Origin of the sequence: Nesterenkonia lutea, from assembly GCF_014873955.1 — a bacterium.
Lineage (GTDB): Bacteria > Actinomycetota > Actinomycetes > Actinomycetales > Micrococcaceae > Nesterenkonia > Nesterenkonia lutea.
Map to the genome: position 1 here is coordinate 1,652,613 of NZ_JADBED010000001.1, position 19,570 is coordinate 1,672,182.

Genomic DNA, 19,570 nt, shown 5'->3' on the forward strand with positions numbered 1-19,570 from the left:
ATGGCATTCTCCGGAGCGCCATGGCCCGGCGGCTTCACCGCGGGCTCGGTGAGGGAGAAGAACTACTGGTCAAACGTCGACAGACCGGCGGAACTGCCGGCAATCTCCCGCAGCGCCTGCAAATGCGCACTGAAGGCTGAACGTCCGGCGCGGGTGAGGGACAGCCACGTGATCTGACGTGCATCGCCACGGCCAGCGGATGCCGCCTTGCTTGAGGAGACGTATCCGGCCCCGGCGAGCGTCTTGAGATGCTTCGACAATGTGGCATCCGAAACCTCCAGAGTGTCGCGCAGCACGGCGAAGTCGAGGTGGTCCACGGGACGCAGGAGCCCGCAGATGCGCAGCCGTACCGGCGCGTGGATGGTCTCGTCGAACGCGGCCTCAGGCACGGCGCAGTCGCTCCACAGCTGAGCGGTACGCGACACCGGCGAGGCATGTCGTCGCCACCAAAGCGGCAAGACTGGTCAGCGCAACGGCCCAGTGCAGGCCGAAGGACACCAGCCCGAGCGAGACGCTGAAGAGCACCAGACAGACCACGACAACGCCCGCGACAGCCCAGCCGGCCTGCGCGCCCATCGACCGGAAGCGGACACCAGTCTGGCGCCTGATCAGATAGACGACCACGAGCGCGCCGACCAGCGCCAGCCAGCCAGAGGTGGGCGGCTCATAGTCCGCACCGGGGCTGGTGAACGCCGCGCTGGAGACCCACCATGCAGCCATGCACCCCAAAGCGACCAGCAGAACCCATGGCGCGTGGACGCTCGAGGCGAGGCGGTCGCGGTCGGCCTCAAGGGTTCCCAAGGCGCCCCTGGCTTCTTCAGGCGACGGAAGAGCAGAATCATTTTCCATAACGGAAAGCGTACCGGTTATTTTCTGCAACGGCAAGCTACTCGACCGTCGGTTGCCGAAGCCTAGTGACTGGATCAGTCGACGGAGAACATGCTCTTCGATGTGCGTCCGATGACGCCTGTCATGGTCGCATCCACAGTTCCGCCAATCACTCCACCGACAAGCGGAATACCCTTAGCGAGGGTGATTGCAGATCTCTTCGTCCCATACTTGGCCAGAAGCATGAAGCCTGCCTTCTTGTTGACCTGGCGGATCACCGCGACCGGGATGCGCTTGATCGCCTGCATCGCCACCTTCTCCCCCACTTTGATTCCGATTGTCTTCGCTATCTGTTGCGAGTTGGATCCAACTGCGACAAGCGTGACAACGGTGCGCACGTGCGGGTCCGTGGGGTCGTAGCCCCGCAGGTACGCTATTGAGGCCGTGAGTCGCGCATTGACCACGAGCGCGCCAGCCATGTTCGCCGGAATGGTCACGGGCATGGCGATGAATCCGCCGAGACCTGTCACAAAACCGTTGACGCTGGCTGCCTGGATGGACTCGGTCACGAGCCTCTTAATCGTCTTCTCAATATCCTCGTGCTCCTCCGGCCTCGCCTCCCGGGTTTGGTCAGCGTTCGGTCGGTAGCGGTCCCCTTGGACGCGGCGTAGTCGATCCTCGGCCCATTTGATCGACCCGTCCATCGGACCAACGCCTGAGTCGATCACCCTTCCAACCAGACTCAATAGTTGAGCAGACGCCTTCTCGGCGGTAGTAGTCGGTGCCTCTTCGTGTTCCGGAGCGCTCGTGCTGGCCATGCCGGGTCCTCTCCAGGTTTCTCCTGCGAGTGCCGGTGGCCAGAGTTTCGCCAACGGAGAAGGTCGCCTCTCGAATTGTCGGAAAGTACGACCACACCCATGCACTTTAGCGTCCAGCTCAATCGAAAATAGAAGAACGGGAGTACCTCGGCGCGCCTTAGGGAAACCGTGTGACCAGAAGATCGCTAAATCACTTGCGCTAGAACGCATGATTGCGTTGCCGGTTGGAGCTTGCGTGTTGGTTCTTGCTGGTTCTTAAAGCAGCAATCTGTCTCCGTTGCCGAGACTAGTGAGCGCTGGAACGATAGGTGGCCAGGCCGAGGGTGCCCAGGACGGCGGAGACATCCCGCGGGGACAGGAGACCAGCCGACGACGGCGGCAGGTGGGCCGCGACATGCACCCGCTCCCCTGCCGCAGTGGGCAGGGTCAGGACCGAGCTGTATCCGCGCTCGGCACCCCGGGCCGTGAGTTCGAAGCCCGACAGGGTCTGGTGTGGGACTCGCTGCGGGCCAAATCCAGGCAGGGCCGAGGCGAGGCCGGCGGGCTCGAAGACCTTTCCCATCCAGCCGTGGATCCGTTGCCGAGTCTCAGCAGACAGTGCCGAAGGTTCAGCGGACTCGCCCTCGAGGTCTTCCGGGGCGCCGAGTGCGCGCAGCAGGTTCAGCGTCTCGGCGCAGGTGCTCTGACCGAGCAGTCCCTCGCCCCAGGACTCTTCGCGTTCAACACCTGTGAGCTGAACGGCGTCCAGACCAAGCGTGGCCACCAGACCCCGCCCTTCTTCGAGCAGGTCGACGCCCTCGGACTGGGCGAACTCCAGCAGCGCCAACACACAGGCCGCGTCCCCAGTGGAGAAGACCAGGTTCACCGCGTCATCCACGCTGAGTTCGAGGTCTCCAGACATGAGGCGAAGCGTTCCCGTGCGGGCTCCGGAACGGTGGTCGCTGGTCACCGGGAGCGGGTGCTCCAGGAATCCCGCGTCGCCCTCGCCGAGATGCGCCAGGGTCAGCCCGAGGACCAGCTTGCCGATGCCGGCAAGGTCATGCGGCTCGTCCGCTCGGGACTCCGCCATCACCCCGGTGGGACCAGCTCCAGCCAGCGCGAACCGCAGCTCCGGCATGGCCTCGGCACACTCCTGCAGACTCAGCATCTTCACCTCAGCGACCACGGGCCCACTCCTGAACTGCCAGTCCCACCTCGGCGAAGAGATCGAAGGCGGCCACGCGGCCCGGCACCCCAGAGGGCAGCTCGGTCGGAATGTTCTCCGCATAGGCCGCGACCGCAGCCGAGGGAGCCCCAGCAGCAGACAGGGCGAGCCCCACCTGAGACAGGCTCCGCAGCCCGCGTCCGTTCTTCTCCGCGAACTGGATCTCCGTGCAAGACACTCCCAGCGCCGGGGTGAACAGTCCGAGCATCGCGTCCCGCGCGAACCCGCAGAGTTCCCGAGAGAGCAGCAGCTGCGTGGCGGAAGCCTCCTCCACGCAGCCGCGGCCCAACTTCTCCAGCAAGCGGGACTGATCCTGCGCCGTCGTCGTGGTGAGGGTCTCCAGGGAGTGGCTCCAGGTCAGGTCGCCGGTGCGGGGGAAGATCTCGCGGTGCAGGGTGGCGTGCAGGCCCATCCATGCGCAGTAGTCATTGACCCATTGCAGGGGGTCGGGGCGGACGGAGCCGATGGCGCGGAAGACCAGCTGGGTGCAGATGTTGTCCGAGGTGCTCATCATCTGCACCAGGGAGTCACGCAGGTTCAACGAGATTCCCGCGGCGAGGTTGCGCATGATCCCGGCCTGGACCCCGTCCTTCATCTCCTCGGTGATGACCGAACGGTCCTCCAGGCTGAGCTCGCCGGTCTTCACCAGCGCGAGGCAGGCCAGCAGGACGCTGACCTTGCGGGTGCTGAAGGAGGCGACGGCGCGGGTGGAGTCCCGGGCGATGACCTCACCCGTGCCGATGGGGCGGATCTCCCAGGACAGGGCGAAGGGCTGGTCCGCGGCGAGGCGCGTGAGCGCGGCCTCGAGCTGCTGCAGCTGCTGCCCCACAAGACTCCTCATCGCTGCTCGTGCCGGATACGACCAGCATAATCGTGTCAGGACATTCCGTCTCAGGCGTGCCAGACCCTGCGGGAGATCGCGTATGCCGGGCCGCGGACACCACGCAGCCACGCTGGCGTGCTCAGGCCGGTCGGTGGCTGCGCAACGGGGCGGAATCGCAGCTCTGGATCATCGGGGCCAGCGGGATCATTCGAGCGCTGGGTCGGTTCCCGAGATGGCTCGAGGGATACCCCTCCCAGGACCGACCAGGGTCCCGAGTTTCGAGAGCAGGACAGCTGGTAGCGGTGGCGCGACTCAGGGTCCCGGTCCGGGTCCAGTCGGAACACGATGTTGCCCTGCGACCCGACCAGGGGAAACATCGTGGTCAACGGTCCGGAGGCCGTCGAGGTGCGCAGCTGCAGCATGTAGCGCGTGAGCCTGCCGGTGCCGGTGGAGGCGAAGAGCAGATCGGCGGGGCCCCCGCTGTGACCGCCTCCGGGGATCCGCAGCGCCAGACCCATGATGTCGGGAAGCTGCACAGGCCAGGACGCAGAGCGTGACAGCCGTGCGATCAGTGGCGTCTCCCCCACCGCGTCGAAGAGCGCGGAGCCGGTGGTGCCAGGAGCGTCGATGACGAGCCTGCCCGAGACGACCGTGCCCACGGAATGGATGGGACGATTTCGGCGTACTGCGGCGAGCGCGGCGAAACCGAGTCCGACGGCGATGCCTGCAGCGCCGAACAGGGCGGTGCCAGCACCGCTCGTGAGGGTGATGGGAGTCTGTCTGGTGCCCATTCTGCGACTCTACGCCAGGCCGTTGAGGGACATCAGGTTCCCGCCCGGCGCGCGGCGCTGGAAGAACAGCCCCGAGCCTGGCTCAGATGTCGTCCTCATAGGCCGGGCCGCCCTCGCTCTCCCACCGCGTCAGCTGCCGGGTCTTGGCGGCGTTGTACTTGCGCCGCACACCGTAGCCGCCCAGATCGTCCTCGTCGAAGAACACGGCGCCGAACTCCTCCAGCGCGGCACGCAGCTTCCTGTTCGCCGCGGGGTCCAGCGCGAATCCTCGGTGCTCGAAATCGCGGACCTGCGCCGACTCGAGAGAGGCGGCCTGACTGATCTCTTCAACGGAGACCTGCGTGAGCGCGCGAGCTGCCCGGGCGAGATCGGGCGTCAGCGGGGCTGAGTAGCGTTTCATCCTCTCAGTGTGTCAAACGCCATGGCATCCCAGAACGGTCGATGGCGCCGGCGCCATGCCGAGCGTCGAGCACTCAGCGGGAGCGGAACCGCGCCCTGCCATGATGGTGATGACCGCTTGGACGAGCTCTGGGCCGACCGGGCGGCGCTGTCACCATCAATAGATCGGAATGATCACCATGCAGAAGACGTCATTGATCGCGTTGGCACGGCATGAACTCAAGCAGGCACGCGAAGCCTCCAGCGGCAGGAGCGCAAAGACCGTCTACGGCGGCCATGAGCACCAGCTGCGGCAGACGCTGATCGCCCTGTGCGCAGGAGAAGAGCTCTCCGAACACCAGAATCCCGGAGAGGCGACCCTTCAGGTCCTCGAGGGCCGCGTCCTGCTCAGATCTGGCGAGATCTCCTGGAACGGATCGGCCGGGGACCTCCTGATCATCCCCGAGGGACTGCATTCCCTGGACGCAGTCGAGGACTCCGTCGTGATGCTCACGGTGGTCAAGCGAAGCTGAGCGGAACTGCCGCTGGGCGGACCCCCAACCGAGCCTTCGCGTGAGTTGCATCTCCTGAACAGGGCGGAGTCCGGCAGGTGGGGACCGTGACGCGCTGCGCGCACTAGGGTTGGACCATGATCAATGAAGACGCACGACTGCCCCAGGACATCCTGCACGCACTTCCCGGCTCGAATGCGGTGCTGAAGCATGGCGTCGAGGTCGACGCCGCCCGCTGGCGCGCCGAACTCTCCAAGCGCGGACTCCCCACCCTGACCGGCATGCTCGGCAGCCTGGATCGCGTCTCGCTGACCCGCCGCGACGTGTTCGAGATCGGCGACCGCGAGCCCACCCCCGACAACGCCTTCCAGCTCTTCTACTACTCCCTGTCCTGGGGTCTCGGCCTCAAGGCCCCGCGACTGCACCACCGCCTGGACAACTTCGCCTCCCACCGCGAGGAGGCCTCCGAGCTGCTCGTCTCCGCATGGAACGCAGCCCGCAGCGGCGAATTCGTCAAGGACGCCTTCAGCATCCTGACCACAGAAGACGGCGCAGGCCGGATCCCGTGGTTCGGGCCCGCCTTCTCCACCAAGTTCCTCTACTTCGCCCAGGGCGCGGCCGCCGAGCCGAAGCTGCTCAACCTGGACCGCGACGTCGCCGCGAACCTGGCCCGCGACGCCTGGCCCGATGCGACCACCGATGTCTGGGTCCCTGAGGTCTATGAGCAGTACTGCACCCTGCTCGGCCAGTGGGCGGAAGAAGCTTCCGCGGATTCCTCCGTGGACCGCGAAGTCCGCGCCGATGAGATCGAACTGGCAGTCACCCGCCGGGCCTGACCAGTTGTAGAAGAATGGGTCGGTTCCAGCTCACTGAGCGAGCTGGAACCGGCCCATTCTTTGTTGTGCCTGCGGGCCCCTCGATCCGCTCAAGCCACGTCTTCCGGGATGCCATGTCCCCCGCGCGGCGCATGCTGCATCACCTCTGACGAAGCAACCCATCGACTCTGGCTCTCTCAGTTGGGTGTGTTTCATCGCTGGGAGCATCCAGGGCTTTTCCCGAAGGGGAATGGACGGCCTCCGACGGGTTCCGCCCGAGAAAAGGCGATGGGTGTGGCCAGGTCACGTCTTGAGCGAGACCCGAGCTCTGGGGGCCTTCCGCGCAGGGCGGGTAGAAGCAAGGGTGTGAGGGTTTCCTGGCACAGGGACCTGGAACATGGGCAGCGTCAGGCTGACGAGTGGGCCGATGAGCAGAACCACCGCTACTGTCCCAATGCCGACCGAGCCACCCAGGAGCCAGCCCAGCAGAAGTGCTGTGCCTTCGATGCCGGTGCGGACGAGCCAGATGGGCAAGCCGAAGCGCCTATGCAGTCCAGTCATGAGCCCGTCTCTCGGACCGGGGCCATATTGCGCGCCGATGTAGAGACCGGTGGCGACGGCGAGAAGGGCCAGACCTCCAGCGAAGAGCACTGCGCGGGCCCACAGGGACGTAGGTTCGCCGAGGATCATCAGTCCGACCTCGGCACTCGGACCTACCAGAAGGGCGTTGAGAATCGTCCCAATTCCAAGCTTCTGCCGAAGTGGAATCCAAAGTAGGAGCACGACGACGCCAGTGAGAATGGTGATCACGCCGAAGGAGAAGCGGGTGTGGATTGCCAATCCCTGGCTGAGGACATCCCAGGGCGAGACGCCGAGAGTAGCCCTTATCATCATCGCAAGCGAGAACCCGTAGAGGAATAATCCAACCAGCAGCTGAGCACCACGCCGGGCATGCAAAAGAACCATAAGAGAAGTTCAGCAGGTGATTGGACTGACAACAAGATGCCAATCGTGAGATGGTGGACCCATGATGGTCCTGACGGCGCGCCGGTTGGCTTCGGAACTCGGTGCCTGGCGGGGGGCCGGTCCCGCCTATGGCGCTCTGACTGACCGCATCAGACTTCTGACCCTGGACGGAAGAATCCCACTTCGGACACGACTGCCGGCCGAACGCGAACTGGCCGCCGAACTAGGGATCAGCCGGACTACCGTGGCCGCCGCATATGCCGGCCTCCGGGAAGCCGGCTACCTGCTGAGTACGCGCGGGTCGGGAAGTGTGGTCACCATCCCGGGAGGCCGTGACACTGTCGAAAACACCGACGGACGCACGGCGACCACTCTGGACTTCAGCAAAGCGGCACTTCCTGCTGCACCGCAAGTCGGCGAGGCAGCCGTTCGAGCCGCTCAGACACTGCCGGCCTACCTGGGCGACACTGGCTACGATCTCGTTGGCCTGCCGCGCCTCCGCCAAGCCCTCGCCGCGAGGTACACCTCCAGGGGTGTGCCGACTGAACCCGAGAACATCATGGTCACGGTCGGGGCCCAGCATGCCATTTCGCTGATCGCCAAAACGTTTCTGTCTCGCTCTGACACCGCCCTGATGGAGGCTCCGAGCTACCCCCATGCCTATGACGCGCTGGGGTCCAGGGCTCGCCGACTCGTGACGGTCCCTGTCGATGCTCGAAACGGCTGGGACGACAACGGTCTGGCTCAGACGTTTCAGCGGGCGAAACCGGCGCTTGCGTATGTCATGCCAGATTTCCACAACCCCACAGGGGCTGTCATGCCCGTCCACCAGCGCGAGCTGCTGATGGATCTCGCCAGACGCCACGGCTGCCTCGTGGTCGCCGATGAGACGACGGCGGACCTCAGCATCGATGTGCCTCCCGGAAAACCGTTGGCGGCATACGGACCCGCCATGCTCGTCGGCTCCATGGGCAAGACGGTCTGGGGAGGACTCAGGGTCGGGTGGATCCGCGCGGAACCCGAGAAGATCAAGCTGCTCGAACAAGCCCGCTATGCCCATGATCTCGGCACGCCCATCCTCGAACAACTCATCGCCCTCGAGCTGCTCGGCAACTATGACGAGGTTCTCCGTTTTCGAAGAATCCAGCTCGCCGAGGGACGTGATCACGTGGAGGACCTGCTCCGGTCGCACTTCCCGGTATGGGACGTCCCGCACGTCGCAGGAGGGCTCTGCACCTGGGTCAATATTGGACAACCTGTCAGTTCCCAGCTCGCTCTGGCGGCGCGCGACGGCGGCCTCCCCCTCGGCGCAGGTCCACGGTTTGGCCTCGGCGGAGCCTTTGAGCGATTCCTCCGCTTCCCCTTCAGCTACCCCGCGGAGGAGACCAGCGTCGCGGTGGACATCCTGGCTAACGCGTGGCGCCGCGTGGAACCACACCGCAGGGTTGAAAAAGACTTCAAACCAGCCCTGGTCTGAACTGCAGCCCGAGGCAAGCCCGAACGGGTTCCCTACTGGATACTTCAAGCCGGTGGCGCATGCGACGGTGACCCCCAGCCGTCGATGAACGTCAGGATCCGCTCGCCGGTCAAACAACATCCAGCCAACGCCCAGCCTCCCCCACCAGGGTTGAACCATGGCAAGCAAGAAGCAGCAGACTGTCACCGTCGGTGGCCACAAGCTGCGCCTGTCCAATATGGACAAGGTCCTCTTCCCCGCCTCCGGCACCACCAAGGGCGAGGTCATCCACTACTTCCAGACCGTCGCGGACGCGATGATCCCTCACGCCAGGAATCGTCCCGCCACCCGGAAGCGCTGGCCCGACGGCGTCGGCACCGCGGAGAAGCCCGAGCAGCCGTTCTTCCGCAAGAACCTCGAAGACTCAGCCCCGAAGTGGGTGCCGCGCCAGGAGCTGGAGCACTCCGACCACACCAACACCTACCCGCTGGCGAACAACACGGCGGTGCTCGCGTGGTTCGGGCAGGTCGGCGCACTGGAGATCCACGTGCCTCAGTGGCGCTTCAGCACCACGGGAGATCCGCAGAGTCCCGATCGGCTGGTGCTGGACCTGGACCCCGGGCCGGGGGCAGGCCTGGCTGAATGCGCGCAGGTCGCCCACTGGTGCCGCGAGATCCTCGATGAGATGAACCTGCCTTCGATCCCGGTCACCTCGGGTTCCAAGGGTATTCACCTCTACGCCGCACTGAACGGCACCTACACCTCGGAGCAGGTCTCGCAGGTGGCCAAGGAGCTCGCCCGCGCCCTGGAGGCTGATCACCCGGACCACGTGGTCAGTGACATGAAGAAGTCCCTGCGCCAGGGCAAGGTGCTCATCGACTGGTCGCAGAACAACCGGAACAAGACCACCATCGCCCCCTACTCGCTGCGCGGGCGCCCCGGCTCTGCCGAGGGCCCGCACGTGGCCGCTCCCCGGGACTGGGAGGAGCTCGAGGGTCCGGACTTCGATCATCTGGACATGCACCAGGTGATGCAGCGCCTGACCGAGGGCCACGATCCGCTGGCAGACTTCACCTCCGACGACGACGCCCCGGAAGGCCTCCCGGAAGCGCAGGACCCGCTGACCACCTACCGGTCCATGCGCGACGCCGCCAAGACCCCCGAGCCGGTGCCCGCTGGCTCCCCCGCCGCCCGCAACGATGCCCCGATCTTCGTGGTCCAGGAGCATCACGCCACCGCGCTGCACTATGACACCCGCCTGGAGCGCGACGGTGTCCTGGTCTCCTGGGCAGTGCCCAAGGGCCCGCCGCTGAGCACCAGTGAGCAGCACCTGGCGGTGATGACCGAGGATCACCCCATCGAGTATGCCGAGTTCGAGGGCACCATCCCCAAGGGCGAGTACGGCGGCGGCGAGGTCACCATCTGGGACACCGGGACGGTGGAGATCGAGAAGTGGGAGGAGCGCAAGGTCCGCTTCATCCTGCACGGCCAGCCCGATGGCGGCCTGGGCGGGGTGCCGCGGCGCTATGCGCTGGTCAACACCAGCAAGGGCGATGACCACGGCAAGAACTGGCTGATACGGCTCACCAAGGACCAGCCGAAAGACGAGAAGCCGTCGGAGGCCTCGCCAACACCCGCGAAGAAGTCCTCGAAGAGTCCCAGCAAGAGCCGGAAGCCGGCGAACGACTCCGAGTTCCCCGACCCGCTGCCCTCCCCCATGCTCGCCTCCCCCGGCAAGCCCAGCGACATCCGCGGCCAAGGCTGGATGCTCGAGGGCAAATGGGACGGATACCGGGCCATCGCCGCCGTGCACCCCGACGGGCGCGTGGAGATCCGCAGCCGCAACGGCAAGGACTTCACCCAGACCTTCCCTGAGTTGACCGAGATCGCTGAACTCGTCCCGGCCGGCACGGTGGTCGATGGCGAGGTGGTCGCTCTGAACTCGGGCAGCCGCCCAGACTTCGGACTGTTGCAGCGCCGCGGCAAGCTGACCAAGACGCGCGAGATCGAGCAGACCGCGAAGAAGATTCCAGTGCACCTCATGGTCTTCGACGTGCTGCACACCGCCGAGCACGGGGACCTCACCGCCGAGCCCTATACGCAGCGCCGGGCGATCCTGGAGGAGCTGGCGCGCAGCGGCAAGCACGTGCAGGTCCCCGGGGACATGGGCGACTCGCTGCAGGAAGCCATGGACGTCAGCCTGGAGCTCAAACTCGAGGGACTGGTCGCCAAGCGTACCGACAGCCCGTACCGGCCCGGCACTCGGTCCCGGGAGTGGGTGAAGATCAAGCATGAGAACCACGCTGATGTAGTGATCATCGGCTGGCGCCAGGGCAGGGGTGGCCGCGCCAAGACCTTCGGCTCCCTGCTGCTGGGCATGACCGACGACGACGGCGAGCTCCACTACGCCGGCCGGGTGGGCACCGGTTTCAGCGATGTGGACCTCACTGACATCCGGGCCCAGCTGGAGAAGCTGACTCGAAAGACCGCTCCAGTGGATGACGTCCCCCGCGAAGACACCTCCGACGCCACGTGGGTGACGCCGAAGCTGACCGCAGAGGTGCGTCACTCCGGGGTGACCAGGGACAACCGGCTGCGCCACCCCACTTGGAGGGGCATCCGGATGAACAACGGGCCCTGAAGTTTGCTCAGCGCGGAAGCGCTGTACACAGAAATCACGATCCGTAGAGTGCAAACCAAGGCACGAATCCTCAACACAGGAGATTGATATGACTGACCTGACGGCTGAAGACCTCGTCAAGAAGCTGAACGACATCGGCACCTGCATGTTCACCACACTGGACCAGAGCCACCGGATCGTCTCCCGCCCCATGGGGGTCACCGAGATCGACGACCAGCACAAGTTCTGGTTCTTCACCCCGCTGAACTCGGACAAGATCGAGGACATCATCGGCGAGGGCGAGGTCAACCTCGGCTTCGTGGATGACCACACGTGGGTCTCCATCGCGGGAAATGCTCAGGTCATCGCCGATGAGAAGCGCAAGGCCGAACTGTGGGACCTAGGTCCGAAGGCCTACTTCGAGGGCGGTCCCGAGGACCCCAACGCGGTGCTGATCTGCGTGACTCCGGAGACCGCCCAGTACTGGGAAGGTCCCGGCAAGGCTGCGGCACTCGTGAAGATGGCGAAGTCGGCATTCTCAGATGACACCCCGAACATGGGTGACCAGGGCCGCGTTCAACTGTAAGCCAGCTCAGTCTTGAGAAGGGACGGGTCACTTCGGTGGCCCGCCCCTTCTTTATCGTCGAACGGAACTCTTCCGTTCCACGTCCCGGTCCTGCCCCCTGGCACGGGAATCTCGGCCTTCCTCGCGGGCGCGATTCCTGCGTCTGCCCTCCACGGAGGCGTCCCAGCTGCTGTGAAGTACGGGGCCAGGTAGTTGCGCAGGTCGGGATCGCCGATGTAGACGTAGGTTCCCTTGATCCCCCGGGTCAGCAGAACACCATAGATGTTTATGACGTACTCCAGAAGGTCATCATCGCTGAACTTCAGGCCCAACCGAGGACTGTTCTCTTTGACCTTGGAGTCGAAGTAGTTGGCGCGGTCAAAGATGCTCCGTTGTTGGTCGATGTCGAATCTCAAGTCCGGCCCGATGACCACCCCTGCGTAGTTCAAGTCATATCCCTGAACCGTGTGGATTGACCCGACTTCCTCCAGGGACGTATTTGAGTTGATCCAGTCCTTCGCCGTTCGGTTCCGCTGGAGGCCATAACCATTGAGGACTATGTCGGGAAGGCTCGTCCTTCTTGTTTCTCCACTGCCACGCATAGCCGGCGACCAAGCGAGCGGGCGCTCACCGTCGCTGCGATGGTGCGAATGGTCCACGACACGCAGACACGGGTCAATGTTGGGAAGCGTTATCCAGAGGGTAAAACGGACAGCGAGAATCGAAGGTGGGCTCAAACGCTACCTTGCTCGAAGCATCTACAGAGCTGAACGCAGCTGCCACTATCCCAACGGACAGGATACATACAAAAGGTTCGTAGAGACCCCTCGATCCGACGACGAACAAAACCCACAAACGAACCGGACCTGAGTCTAAGGCCACCACCAACCGATTCAGCCGCCACCGCCCTTGGTTCGGAACCGGATAAATCGCTGCGGTGACCGCAGCGGCACCATCACTTGATGCCTTTGCAATGGTACGTATGATCGACAACCCGCTGAGTCAACGAGAGGTGCTCAGAGGAAAAAGCACACTGTCGGATTTTGGGAAGCTTCAGGACTTTTATTTCAGAGACACTTAAGAAGACGTCGCGGCAGTGAAACGAACAGACAGTGACAGGTATTATTCGGAACGGAGCAGCTGCGCGAATCAGAACCACAACTTGCGCGCTGTTTAGAAGGCCTTGATTGCCCATATTCGCTCGCCGTACATTTCCTCACAACGATGTCGTGACATCCATTCAGAGACGAGATCCGATGCTTCAATCACCTGTAGCTATTCTAACCGGCGCCACCGGGGGCATTGGCCGGGCACTGGCACACACGTTAGATGAGCGAGGTTACCGCTTACTAGTCCACGGTTTTGACACGGTCGAAGCAGGAAAGGAACTACAGGATAGCCTCAAGTGTGCGCTCTACTTTGACTCCGACCTGTCCACTCAAGAGGGCGCAATGTTACTCGCGCAAGAGACTCGCGAAACTTTCGGCAGAATTGATCTACTCGTCAATAACGCGGCCGTAGGCATTCCACTCGAGCACGGGAATATAGCGGGTGTCACGCCGGAGTTCTTTCAACTTGCGCTTTCTGTGAACCTACTGGGTCCGTGGTTCATGACGCAGGCTTGCGCCCCCGACCTCCGCGACACTCGAGGATCAGTTATAAACATGAGCTCTATGGCCGCTTCCACGGTGAGCGGAAGCTCGATTCCCTATGCTGTGAGCAAGGCGGGACTGGAACATCTTACGAGGCTCCTCGCGGTCGCAATGGGACCGGAAGTGCGAGTGAACGCGTTGGCACCCGGATTGGTAGATACTGAGCGCACCAGGGCTTGGGAACACCTACGCAAAGAAGTGATTCAATCCAGCCCAATGCGGCGTTCAGGCACGCCGGAGGACGTAGCCCGAGCCTGCATGTCGCTGATTGATTCGCCCTACACGACAGGGGCAACACTGCCGGTAGACGGCGGCCAACGGTTGGTGTAGACGCTACCACTTGTCGTGCTGGTTGAAACCAGACACCAAGCGGTAACTATCACCGCAATCCGGGAGCCACTGGTCTTCGCCAATGGAGTGACACGCGACCCTCCATAGCACTGAGACACTGTGTCTCGCGGATCGAAAGCGCGACAGGGGGTATAGCGGCTCATCGACTCCAACAAATGTCAGTCCCGTCGCTCTGCACGGCTGGACAACACGGCACCTGCCTGAAGACTCTGTGGTGTCACCGGACGCCTGACCGATGCGGTTCGCTCGATAGGTGTAAGTCAACGACTCTTGGCATGAGGAGGACTCCTGCCGCTGCGACAGCACCACTTGTGTCCTGGAGTGCCCTAAGAGTTGGGCCGTTAAGCGGCTCTTCCCAGTTGAGCGTGGGGGCGTCGTGAGTCAAGAGGCTCGTGCCCTTGCTTGAGGATGGATTTTGCGACGAATCTATCCTCGATCACGAAGGACACGAGCCATGCCCCAGAATACGTGCGCGCCCTCGCCCCTGTCTGCCCACCACACCAATGAGCATCCGGTGCGCGATGCAGCATCGGTGGTCTTCAACCTGGCCGGCTACACCGTCACCGAAGCCACTGACCTGCCACTGGGAGGCAGGCGGGTCGTGGTCACCGCCGAGGCCCCTGAGAACGCCTGCCCGAGTTGCGGGGTGCTCTCCGCTCGGGTGCACCAGCGGGTCCGTCAACGAGTCAAGGACATCCCGACCGGCGGGGACAGGGCCGAGCTGGTGGTCATCAAGCCGCGCTTCCTCTGCGCCGAGACGCGATGCCCGCGCAGGACCTTCACCCAGGTCACCGAGCAGCTGCCCGTGCGGGCACGGTGCACCACCCGACTCAAGGAGACGGTGGCGGCCGCAGTGCTGGACTCCGGGCGGGCCACCGCCGAAGTCGCCGCCGCCCACGGGATCGCCTGGGGCACGGTCAACACCGCGATCCTCACCCAGACCATGGTCCTGCCCCAGGTGGATCAGGTGCCGGTACGGGCGCTGGGCATCGATGAGCACCGCTTCGCCACCGCGAAGTGGTTCAAGCACCCCGAGACCGCCGTGTGGTGCCGGGTGGAGCCCTGGATGAGCACCTTCGTCGACGCCCACACCGGACACGTCCTCGGAGTGATCGACGGCCGGTCCTCGAAGAACGTCACCGCCTGGCTGCAGGGACGCTCCCAGGCGTGGCTGGACCGCCTCGAAGTCGTGGCGATCGACCCCTCGACCACGTTCCGGTCTGCGATCCGCACGGTGCTTCCCGCGGTGGAGATCAGTGTGGATCACTTCCACCTGGTCAAGCTGGGCAACCAAATGCTCACTTCAGTTCGTCAGCGCGCCCTGCGCGAGGTGCTGGGCCGGCGGGGCCGGAAGCAGGACGCCGTCTGGGCCCACCGGATGCTTCTGCTGCGCGCTGGAGACCGGCTCACCGACGCCGGGCTGCACCGCCTCGAGCAGGTCCTCGACGACGCCGATTTCGAGCAGGTCGCCGCCGCTTGGGCGGTGAAGGAGCAACTGCGCAGGATCTTGAACGCAGAGTCCGTCTCTGCGGCGCAGAGCGCGAGGATCGACTTTGAGCTGGCGGTGGCCGCTGCCGGGCTGCCCGAGGCCGACAGGCTGGCGGCCACGGTGGCGGCGTGGTGGCCGCAGATCAAGGTGTTCATCCGGACCCGGGTGACCAACGCGCGGACCGAGGCGGCGAACACGGCCATCAAGCAGATCAAGCGCACCGGCCGGGGTTTCCGGACTCAGAACAACTACCAGTCACGTATTCTGGCCAGGAGCTTCAGGCAGACACGCCGACGCTCCCAAATCCATGCTCGAGCAGGACTCCACGCTCAAGTGTGAAGAGCCCGTTAAGCACAGCAGTCGGTGGGCACTGGGTCCGGTAGGAATCCGCGGTACCTCGAGAATCGGCCACGTCATCAATAGAATGACTGAAGGAGTGCCTCATTCGACTCGCGAAGGTGAGCGCTCATTGCCTCTCGAGCACCAAGTTCATCCTTATCGGCAATAGCATCCACGATTTGTCGGTGTGAATGAAGCTCCACCGGCGAAACGACGTGGTCCATTGCCCGAGAGAACATATAATGTATCCGGGTTGTTTCGTCAAGGTATGTATTCAAGAGTCTTCCTGCACGCTTGTTTCCCGCAGTGGAAGCGATTGTTCGGTGAAATTCGTTCGCTGCCTGAAGGCGCTCAGCGAAGCCCAGACTCTCATCTACGTGGTGAGACAAGATCTTTTCGAGCTTTCTCACCAATTCAATAGTGGATAGGCGCGCAGCGACTCCCGTGATCGGCGGCTCAATTGACATCCGTAGATCCATGATCTCTCGTATGTCGTTTAGGCCCAGGGGTCTGACCACGTAACCTCGCCTCGGGAACACCATGACGAATCCCTCCGAAAGGAGGGTCTGTAATGCTTCGCGTACTGGTGTTTTCGACACCCCGAGTCGCGAGGCTGTCTCCGTCTCCTGGATTATTTGTCCTGGCTCTAGCCGAGCAGTCACAATCTCCCGACGCAGAGTCCCAAGAATCCGTTGCGCCACCGACTCGTGCTCGCCTTTATGCGCAGGTGCTGAATCGTGCAGTTCCATCAATTCACTCTCTTCATAAGCTTCCACAGGACTAGGGGCGCGAGGCAGCCTGCCTCGCGCCCCTCACCACTACGACTCGCACCTAACTAGTCTGCCGTATAGCCACCGATTGACTAGCGTCCGTTGATGTAGAAGTCAGCAGCTTCCTCCGTGACACCATTCTCCTCTAGGACCCGTTCGACGGTTCCATCCTCCTTCGCCCGCGTGTAGTAGTCATCGATTGCGGCGGTGAACTCAGGGACGCCGTGAGTATGCGGCCAGTTGATTTCGAGCAAGGCGGTGAGTTCTGGATGATTTGGGTCTTCATCAATAATGTTAGTCTCGTAACCCTCTGCGTCATTGCTCAGGTTGAAGCTCATCATGGACTGGTTCGCCACGGCGTCAATTCGACCCGCCTGCAAGTCTTCGAAGGCATTTGTATCGCTCTGATACTCTTCAATATTCTCCTCTCCAAGAGCGTCCTTTAACGTCTCAGCAAAGAAGGAGCCGGACAGGACGCCGACGGTAGCACCGTCCATCGACTCGATCGTGTCAAAGGAGTCCTCGGAAGCCGATGTGATGCCGAGCGCATCGTAAATAACGTACCCCTCAGCCTGACCGAACACCTCTCCCCGTTCCGCGGTCTTGATATGAAGGCCACCAAACAGGTCGGACTTTCCTTCACGTAGGTCCAATTGCGCCGCCGCCCCGGTCATCGGCTTGAAGAGCACGTCAAGGCAGTTCTCCTCGGCGAACTCGGTAATGAGCGTTGCGTCGATGCCCTCGAATGGGCCACTGTCCGACAGAGCATGGAATTTCGGTGCCGCATTCATCGCTGCGACATTTAACACCCCGTCCTCAAGAGTGGGAAATTCGTGGAGCGGAGTGCAATCCTCAGCTACGTCTCCCGTGGCTGCGTTCGCTGAGTCAGGTTCCGTTCCGGCGTCCCCGGAACACCCCGTCAACACAAGTAGCGCGATACTTGAGGTAGCGATGAAAGCAGTTACAGGCTTCTGTTCGAGAACCGTGAGTCGTTTCATGTTTCTTTCCTCTGTCTATTGGTTGGGATTACTGATGAATCTTGACTGGTAGCGACGCCGAACCGGCATGGGAATTTCGTTGTCGTAGACGTCGGGTGCGTCTTCGGGTGGAAGCACTACCGATACCAGCACCGGTGATCCGGGCAACTCGCCGGTCGGCTAGTATCTCCATCCACGCCAGCAACGAAGTAAAGAGCAGATAGAGCAGCGCTGCAACCAGCAGCGGCTCGAGCACCCGGAAATTGATCATTCCGATCGAGTAGGCACTTCCCAGAAGCTCTTTTGCCCCGATTGCATATGCGAGTGCAGTTCCCTGAAATGTAATGATTACGATACCGAGAATAGGCGGAACAGCGATGTTCAGGACGTGAGGAACGACAACTTTAGAGATGATCTGTCTCTTGGTGAGAGCGACGGCCTGCGCGGCCTCAATTTGCCCGGACGGAACACTCGCGATTGATGCTCGAAATATCTCAGCGGTGTAGGCCGCAGTAGTCACGCCAAAGGCGGCCACGACAGCTGCAAACCGATCTAGAGTCACGATATCTGTGAGTCCGAAATAGACTAGATACAGGGTCAGTAGAGCGGGAAAGCCGCGAAACAGCTCTACTAGGGCGATCACGAACCAGCGTAGCGACTTGTCCTGGCCATTTAGAGTTAGTCCAGCAACGAACCCGAGCGGAATACCAATTGCGACACTCGCGCCCGCCATCAGCACGCTCAACCATAGCCCAGGCAGTAGGCCGACAATAATATCCAGGAATTCTTCCATTAGTACGCCACCTTTACTGATCCCCGTTTGACTCGAGAGTCCAACCAGCGTGCAAACATTCCGATGGGTACCGTTATTATCAGATACACGATCCCTATCGTCAGGAAAGCCATTATTGGATCCGCACCTACCTGCACCGCGTTGTACGCGTAGAAGACCATTTCATTCGCGCCGATTATTGACGCTATGGCGGTATTCTTGAGTAGGGTAATCGAATAGGCTGCGGTAGAGGCAAGCATCACTGGAATAGCTTGCGGAAGTACCACGCGGACCAGAGCATCCGTCCGAGTCAAAGCGACGGAAGCTGCGGCTTCCCGCTGACCGTCCGATACTGAATCGAGTCCCGAGCGTATGCTGTCACCGATGTATGCAGAGTTGACGATCCCAAGACCGACGATCGCAGCGAGCACAGGGACTTGCGATATGACACCCAGCGAGATACCGAAATAGATAATGATCAGCCATGCGATAGGTGGGATACCTCTCGCTATCCACGCCCAGAGCGCCCCAAGAAAGTTAGCGACGGGGTTCCTTGACCGTCGCAACATCGCCACGGGGATAGCGAGGACTGCTGACAGCAAGAACGCGCCGAGCCAAATTTGGAGTGTCACCCACAGTCCCTCAAGGACGTAGTCCGCTTCAAGCATCACACGGCTCCGCTAAGTGAGTTCACGAAACGACGGATGCGCTCGTTAGACGGATCCGTCAGAATTTGCTCAGCTGGACCATCTTCCAGAACCTCACCATCGGCGAGGAACATCACACGGTCTGCTGCCTCCTTCGCGAACTGAATCTCGTGGGTCACGGTCAGCATTGTCATACCCTCCTCGACAAGTTCCTTCATAACGCGAAGTACTTCGACACGCATTTCCGGGTCTATGGCACTGGTGGGCTCATCGAAAAGAATGACTTCTGGGTCAAGGGCCAGCGATCGAGCGATTGCCACTCGTTGTTGTTGTCCTCCGGAGAGTTGGCCGGGGTGCTTATACATGTGGGCCTTCAAACCGACTCGCTCGAGGAGTTGCTCGGAGCGGTTTGTAGCTTCGGCCTTGCTACGACCCAACGCTAAGCGCTGGGCGAGGCTTACGTTTTCGATGGCCGTGTGCGTGGCGAAAAGGTTGAAAGACTGAAACACCATTCCGACTCGCTTCCTCAAAGCGCGCACAGAACTTGTGCTGTTTTTTTCGGAAGCCTCAAAAACGCGTCGACCTTCTAGATCCAGGGTGCCCTGCTCGGGAACCTCTAACAGGTTCAAGCAGCGTATAAACGTGCTTTTGCCTGAACCGCTTGGCCCGATTATCGCTATGTGCTCTCCCTTCTCCACGTCGACGCTTATACCTCGTAGTATCTCTTTGTCTCCGAACCACTTATGCAAGTTTGTTGCCGACAACGCTGGCGGGTCCAAGGTTTCCGTCATGTCCTG

Annotated in this window: 21 protein-coding genes; 7 read left to right on the plus strand and 14 right to left on the minus strand. The window is 62.3% G+C overall.

Going from position 1 to position 19,570, the window contains the following annotated elements; all coding sequences use genetic code 11:
* Positions 1-62: 62 nt before the first annotated feature.
* From H4W27_RS07540 to H4W27_RS07570, 7 genes are all read right to left on the minus strand, one after another.
* Positions 63-389: a transcriptional regulator gene (locus H4W27_RS07540; protein WP_192595382.1), complete on the minus strand. Its 327-nt coding sequence runs from the start codon at positions 387-389 to the stop codon at positions 63-65.
* Positions 382-801, minus strand: coding sequence for a hypothetical protein (locus H4W27_RS07545; RefSeq protein ID WP_225939043.1), 420 nt, complete (start codon positions 799-801; stop codon positions 382-384). Before H4W27_RS07545 ends, H4W27_RS07540 begins: the two co-directional genes overlap by 8 nt.
* Positions 802-923: 122 nt before the next feature.
* Complete coding sequence (locus tag H4W27_RS07550) at positions 924-1,646, minus strand: EcsC family protein (protein ID WP_192595384.1); 723 nt, start codon at positions 1,644-1,646, stop codon at positions 924-926.
* A 286-nt stretch (positions 1,647-1,932) separates the two neighbouring features.
* The gene (locus H4W27_RS07555; protein ID WP_192595385.1) at positions 1,933-2,811 is read right to left on the minus strand and encodes a serine hydrolase; all 879 of its coding nucleotides are present in this window, start codon (positions 2,809-2,811) and stop codon (positions 1,933-1,935) included.
* A complete protein-coding gene (locus H4W27_RS07560; RefSeq protein WP_192595386.1) occupies positions 2,801-3,679 on the minus strand; it encodes a serine hydrolase in 879 nt (292 codons plus the stop codon). The genes H4W27_RS07555 and H4W27_RS07560 overlap by 11 nt, the downstream gene beginning before the upstream one ends.
* Positions 3,680-3,741: 62 nt before the next feature.
* Positions 3,742-4,464 (minus strand): hypothetical protein, encoded by a 723-nt coding sequence (locus H4W27_RS07565; RefSeq protein WP_192595387.1) that lies wholly within the window; start codon positions 4,462-4,464, stop codon positions 3,742-3,744.
* A gap of 82 nt (positions 4,465-4,546) precedes the next feature.
* A complete protein-coding gene (locus tag H4W27_RS07570) occupies positions 4,547-4,864 on the minus strand; it encodes a YajG family lipoprotein (RefSeq protein WP_192595388.1) in 318 nt (105 codons plus the stop codon).
* Between the two features lie 178 nt (positions 4,865-5,042).
* Between H4W27_RS07570 and H4W27_RS07575 the strand changes: the two genes are divergently transcribed.
* Positions 5,043-5,375, plus strand: a complete 333-nt coding sequence (locus tag H4W27_RS07575) for a cupin domain-containing protein (protein ID WP_192595389.1) — start codon at positions 5,043-5,045, stop codon at positions 5,373-5,375.
* A 116-nt stretch (positions 5,376-5,491) separates the two neighbouring features.
* Positions 5,492-6,190: an 8-oxoguanine DNA glycosylase OGG fold protein gene (locus tag H4W27_RS07580; protein WP_192595390.1), complete on the plus strand. Its 699-nt coding sequence runs from the start codon at positions 5,492-5,494 to the stop codon at positions 6,188-6,190.
* A 282-nt stretch (positions 6,191-6,472) separates the two neighbouring features.
* Here the strand turns inward: H4W27_RS07580 and yczE are convergent, their stop codons facing one another.
* Positions 6,473-7,135 (minus strand): membrane protein YczE, encoded by a 663-nt coding sequence (yczE, locus tag H4W27_RS07585; RefSeq protein WP_192595391.1) that lies wholly within the window; start codon positions 7,133-7,135, stop codon positions 6,473-6,475.
* 64 nt (positions 7,136-7,199) lie between these two features.
* Here yczE and yczR point away from each other — a divergent pair, with 64 nt between their 5' ends.
* The 3 genes from yczR (at position 7,200) to H4W27_RS07600 (ending at position 11,797) form a co-directional block, all read left to right on the plus strand.
* Entirely contained in the window at positions 7,200-8,612 is a 1,413-nt protein-coding gene (gene yczR, locus H4W27_RS07590) for a MocR-like transcription factor YczR (RefSeq protein WP_192596492.1), read from the plus strand.
* Between the two features lie 157 nt (positions 8,613-8,769).
* On the plus strand, positions 8,770-11,232 hold the full coding sequence (locus H4W27_RS07595) for an ATP-dependent DNA ligase (RefSeq protein WP_192595392.1): 2,463 nt from the start codon (positions 8,770-8,772) through the stop codon (positions 11,230-11,232).
* Positions 11,233-11,320: 88 nt separating this feature from the next.
* Positions 11,321-11,797 (plus strand): pyridoxamine 5'-phosphate oxidase family protein, encoded by a 477-nt coding sequence (locus H4W27_RS07600; RefSeq protein WP_192595393.1) that lies wholly within the window; start codon positions 11,321-11,323, stop codon positions 11,795-11,797.
* On the opposite strand, the gene H4W27_RS07605 is transcribed toward H4W27_RS07600, so the two are convergent.
* Positions 11,788-12,378: a DNA/RNA helicase domain-containing protein gene (locus tag H4W27_RS07605; RefSeq protein ID WP_225939045.1), complete on the minus strand. Its 591-nt coding sequence runs from the start codon at positions 12,376-12,378 to the stop codon at positions 11,788-11,790. The genes H4W27_RS07600 and H4W27_RS07605 overlap by 10 nt on opposite strands.
* Before the next feature lie 654 nt (positions 12,379-13,032).
* Between H4W27_RS07605 and H4W27_RS13930 the strand changes: the two genes are divergently transcribed.
* Positions 13,033-13,758 carry an SDR family NAD(P)-dependent oxidoreductase gene (locus H4W27_RS13930; protein ID WP_225939372.1) on the plus strand — a complete coding sequence of 242 codons (726 nt, stop codon included), beginning with the start codon at positions 13,033-13,035 and terminating at the stop codon, positions 13,756-13,758.
* 475 nt (positions 13,759-14,233) lie between these two features.
* Positions 14,234-15,607 carry an ISL3 family transposase gene (locus H4W27_RS07615; RefSeq protein ID WP_192595395.1) on the plus strand — a complete coding sequence of 458 codons (1,374 nt, stop codon included), beginning with the start codon at positions 14,234-14,236 and terminating at the stop codon, positions 15,605-15,607.
* 77 nt (positions 15,608-15,684) lie between these two features.
* Here H4W27_RS07615 and H4W27_RS13935 read toward each other — a convergent pair whose 3' ends face one another.
* From H4W27_RS13935 to H4W27_RS07640, 5 genes are all read right to left on the minus strand, one after another.
* Positions 15,685-16,356 (minus strand): GntR family transcriptional regulator, encoded by a 672-nt coding sequence (locus tag H4W27_RS13935; protein ID WP_192595396.1) that lies wholly within the window; start codon positions 16,354-16,356, stop codon positions 15,685-15,687.
* 113 nt (positions 16,357-16,469) lie between these two features.
* Positions 16,470-17,375: a substrate-binding periplasmic protein gene (locus H4W27_RS07625; RefSeq protein WP_192595397.1), complete on the minus strand. Its 906-nt coding sequence runs from the start codon at positions 17,373-17,375 to the stop codon at positions 16,470-16,472.
* A 28-nt stretch (positions 17,376-17,403) separates the two neighbouring features.
* Entirely contained in the window at positions 17,404-18,147 is a 744-nt protein-coding gene (locus H4W27_RS07630) for an amino acid ABC transporter permease (RefSeq protein WP_192595398.1), read from the minus strand.
* Entirely contained in the window at positions 18,147-18,794 is a 648-nt protein-coding gene (locus tag H4W27_RS07635; RefSeq protein ID WP_192595399.1) for an amino acid ABC transporter permease, read from the minus strand. Before H4W27_RS07635 ends, H4W27_RS07630 begins: the two co-directional genes overlap by 1 nt.
* The gene (locus tag H4W27_RS07640) at positions 18,794-19,564 is read right to left on the minus strand and encodes an amino acid ABC transporter ATP-binding protein (protein WP_192595400.1); all 771 of its coding nucleotides are present in this window, start codon (positions 19,562-19,564) and stop codon (positions 18,794-18,796) included. Before H4W27_RS07640 ends, H4W27_RS07635 begins: the two co-directional genes overlap by 1 nt.
* Between the last annotated feature and the right edge of the window lie 6 nt (positions 19,565-19,570).